Source organism: Kocuria sp. p3-SID1428, assembly GCF_025149945.1.
GTDB lineage: Bacteria > Actinomycetota > Actinomycetes > Actinomycetales > Micrococcaceae > Kocuria.
In genome coordinates this window covers 1-4,202 of sequence record NZ_JALXVH010000090.1, presented here as the reverse complement: position 1 = coordinate 4,202, position 4,202 = coordinate 1, and the positions used below count along the sequence as shown (strand labels likewise).

The window sequence follows — 4,202 nt, the reverse complement described above, 5'->3', positions numbered from 1 at the left end:
CGCCGGGCTCACATCTCCTCGTGCTCGTCCGGGTCGAAGCCCGAGCCGGAGAGCCCGGTGTGCAGCAGCCGGATGCGCTCCATCTGCTCGTCGCTGAGCTCCCAGCCGAAGACGTCGAGGTTCTCGGCCATGCGCTGGGGATTCGAGGACTTGGGGATCGGCAGCACCGAGGACTGGATCTCCCAGCGCAGGATGACTTGGGCGGGGGTGCGGTTGACCTGCCCGGCGATCTCCGCCAGCCATTCGTGGTCGAGGATGTCGGTCTTGCGCCCCAGCGGGGACCAGGCCTGCACCAGGATCCGCTTGTCGTGGTGGTGGGCGCGCAGCGCCTCCTGCTGGTACTGCGGGTGCAGCTCGACCTGGTTGACGGCCGGGGTCTCGCCGGTCTCGGCGATCAGGCGGTCCACATGAGCCGGAGTGAAGTTGGAGACGCCGACCGAGCGCACCAGGCCCTCCTCCCGCAGGGCGAGCATAGTGCGGAAGGTCTGCACGTACTTGTCCTGCTGGGGGTTGGGCCAGTGGATCAGCAGCAGGTCTAGACGGTCCAGGCCCAGCCGCTCGAGCGAGCCCTCCACACTGGCGCGCACCGAGGCCTCCTCGCCCTGATCGCGTCCGGGGATCTTGGTGGTCACGAAGACCTCGTCGCGGGGCAGCCCGGCCAGGGCGATGCCGCGGCCCACGCCGATCTCGTTGCCGTAGTTCACGGCGGTGTCGATCAGGCGGAAGCCGCGGTTGATGCCCTCGTAGACATTGACCTCGGCATCGGCGTCGTCCATGGGATAGGTGCCCATGCCGATCTGCGGCAGCTGGTGGCCGTCGTTGAGGGTGTGGCGGCGCTCGGAGACGCCCACCTGGTCGGCCAGGGCCGGGTCGATCTGCGTGGTCTCGGACTCGCGTCTGTCTGCGGACTCGGTCATGGGCCCACTCCTCACTGCTCGGTGTCGATGCTCCGGGGCCGCGGTCGACGGGCCCGGGTGGGTTCCTCGACCAGTCTGGCACTGTCCGCCGACATCGTCCGGCTCACAGCCCCGTGCGGCGGCGGCCTGCTATCATGATCGGCGGTCCGCCTGCAGTCCGTGGCGGACGGACCCCTGAGATCGCACGATCCGCTCGTGCGGCTCCTGCCCCGGCGCGTTCACCTTCGCAGCCGGTAGGCACGGCACTGGACCCCGAAGGAGTTCACACATGGCACTCGACGCAGCTGTCAAGCAGTCCATCATCGAGGAGTTCGCGACCCACGAGGGCGACACCGGTTCGCCCGAGGTCCAGGTCGCGGTCCTGACTCGCCGGATCTCCGATCTGACCGAGCACCTCAAGTCGCACAAGCACGACCACCACACCCGCCGCGGCCTCATGGCCATGGTCGGTCGCCGTCGTCGCATGCTGACCTACCTGCAGAACACGGACATCGAGCGCTACCGCTCGCTGATCCAGCGTCTCGGCCTGCGCCGCTGATCGCATTCTGACCCTCGTGACGAGCGGGGCCGCCACGCACCTCGCGGCGGCCCCGCTCGTCGCCTACGGGCGCGGATCCCGCCACATCCGCCGCCGACGCCCGCCCACCGGCTGAGCGTCCGGACGAACACTCGCAGCCCCTCAATGCTGGTCCGCGCGTCGCGGACCTGTCAGGCTGGGCCTGCACGAACACGCCTCGAGGCCCACGGAATGGGCCTGCAGGGCGTCCGCGGGGGACGGCTGATGCCGCCCTCGTCCGGATCCGACCCGCCCGCCGCCCGCGTCCCGGTCCTCGACAGTGGTCCACGGAACCCCCGCAGCCCCGAGCTGCGGCCGTGGACTTCGATCGAAGACCGTGCGCCGTGCGAGCGGGACGGATCCGGCAGCAGAAGATCAACCTCGATCGTGGAGACGATCGCGACGAAAGGAAGGTGGCCCTTGGAGGGTCCCGAGATCCAGTCCGCAGAAGCCGTCATCGACAACGGCCGCTACGGCCAGCGCGTCGTGCGCTTCGAGACCGGTCTGCTCGCGCAGCAGGCAGCCGGCTCCACCCTGGTGTCCATCGACGATGACACCACCCTGCTGTCCACCACCGCGGTGGGCAAGAAGCCCCGCGAGGGCTTCGACTTCTTCCCGCTGACCGTGGACGTGGAAGAGCGCATGTACGCCGACGGCCGCATCCCCGGCTCGTTCTTCCGCCGCGAGGGCCGCCCCTCCACGGATGCCGTGCTGGCCTGCCGTCTGATCGACCGCCCGCTGCGCCCGGCCTTCCAGAAGGGCATCCGCAACGAGGTCCAGGTCGTCGTGACCGTGCTGGCCATCGATCCCGACGAGATCTACAACACCATCGCGATCAACGCCGCCTCCATGTCCACCACCCTCTCCGGCCTGCCCTTCGGCGGCCCGGTCGGCGGCGTGCGCCTGGCCCTGATGGGCGAGGCGGACGGCACCCACCAGTGGGTCTGCTTCCCCAAGCACTCCCAGCTGGAGAACGCCGTGTTCGACATGGCCGTGGCCGGGCGCGTGGTCACCAAGGCCGACGGCACCGAGGACGTCGCGATCATGATGGTCGAGGCAGAGGCCACCGACCGCTCGTGGGAGCTCATCAAGGGCCAGGGCGCCGTGGCGCCCACCGAGGAGATCGTGGCCGAGGGCCTCGACGCCGCCAAGCCCTTCATCAAGGCCCTGTGCCAGGCCCAGTCGGACCTCAAGGCCCGCGCCGGCAAGCCCGAGATGGAGCTGCCGCGCTTCGGCGGCCACGGCGACGACGTCGCCCAGGCCGTCAAGGACGCCGCGGGCCAGCGCCTGGTGGAGGCCTACTCGATCGCCGGCAAGCAGGAGCGCGAGGAGGCCACCGACGCCCTGCACCAGTCCGTCCTGGAGGAGCTGACCGGTGAGGGCAAGCCCTTCGCCGAGCGCGCCGACGAGGTCAACGACGCCTACCAGGCCCTGACCAAGCACACCGTGCGCCAGCGCGTGCTCTCCGAGAACGTGCGCATCGACGGCCGCGGCCCCCGCGACATCCGCGAGCTGACCGCCATGGTGGAGATCCTGCCGCGCGTGCACGGCTCGGCGATCTTCCAGCGCGGCGAGACCCAGATCATGGGCGTCACCACGCTGAACATGCTCAAGCTCGAGCAGCAGATCGACTCGCTGTCGCCGGTGAAGTCCAAGCGCTACATGCACCACTACAACTTCCCGCCGTACTCCACCGGCGAGACCGGCCGCGTGGGCTCGCCCAAGCGCCGCGAGATCGGCCACGGCGCTCTGGCCGAGCGCGCACTGGCCCCCGTGATCCCGTCGCGCGAGGAGTTCCCCTACGCGATCCGCCAGGTCTCCGAGGCCCTGAGCTCCAACGGCTCGACCTCCATGGGCTCGGTCTGCGCCTCGACCCTGTCGATGCTCAACGCCGGCGTGCCGCTGCGCGCCCCGGTGGCCGGCATCGCCATGGGCCTGATCACCGGCGAGCTCGACGGCAAGCCGGCCAGCGTCGCGCTGACCGACATCCTGGGCGCGGAGGACGCGCTGGGCGACATGGACTTCAAGGTCGCCGGCACCTCCGAGTTCGTGACCGCGATCCAGCTGGACACCAAGCTCGACGGCATCGACGCCGAGGTCCTGAGCGCGGCCCTGGCTCAGGCTCGCGATGCCCGCCTGGCGATCCTCAACGTGATCTCCTCCGCGATCGATGCACCGGACGAGATGTCCGAGCACGCCCCGCGGATCATCACCGTCAACGTGCCCGTCTCCAAGATCGGCGAGGTCATCGGCCCCAAGGGCAAGATGATCAACCAGATCCAGGAGGACACCGGCGCCGACATCTCGATCGAGGACGACGGCACCGTGTTCATCGGCGCCGTGGACGGCCCCTCGGCCGAGGCCGCGCGCTCGGCGATCAACGCGATCGCCAACCCGCAGGTCCCCGAGGTGGGGGAGCGCTACCTGGGCACGGTCGTGAAGACCACGACCTTCGGCGCGTTCGTCTCGCTGACCCCGGGCCGCGACGGCCTCCTGCACGTCACCGAGCTGCGCAAGCTCAACGACGGCAAGCGCGTCAACGACGTCGAGGACGTCGTGGGCGTGGGCCAGCAGGTCCAGGTCGAGATTACCAAGGTCGATGACCGCGGCAAGCTCTCGCTCTCGCCGGTCGTGGCCGATGACGAGGCAGCAGCCGCGGAGGACTCCGCCGCCGAGTGATCCCGCGCTGCGGCTTCCGCAGCAGCGCAGGCCGCAGCACCGTGCACGGG

3 protein-coding genes are annotated in these 4,202 nt (G+C 69.9%); 2 read left to right on the top strand and 1 reads right to left on the bottom strand.

The window, feature by feature from the left end; all coding sequences use genetic code 11:
* Positions 1-8: 8 nt before the first annotated feature.
* Entirely contained in the window at positions 9-917 is a 909-nt protein-coding gene (locus M3E84_RS12325; RefSeq protein WP_259896570.1) for an aldo/keto reductase, read from the bottom strand.
* Positions 918-1,185: 268 nt separating this feature from the next.
* Between M3E84_RS12325 and rpsO the strand changes: the two genes are divergently transcribed.
* Positions 1,186-1,455 (top strand): 30S ribosomal protein S15, encoded by a 270-nt coding sequence (rpsO, locus tag M3E84_RS12320; RefSeq protein WP_259896569.1) that lies wholly within the window; start codon positions 1,186-1,188, stop codon positions 1,453-1,455.
* Between the two features lie 438 nt (positions 1,456-1,893).
* Complete coding sequence (locus M3E84_RS12315) at positions 1,894-4,152, top strand: polyribonucleotide nucleotidyltransferase (RefSeq protein ID WP_259896561.1); 2,259 nt, start codon at positions 1,894-1,896, stop codon at positions 4,150-4,152.
* Positions 4,153-4,202: the final 50 nt, after the last annotated feature.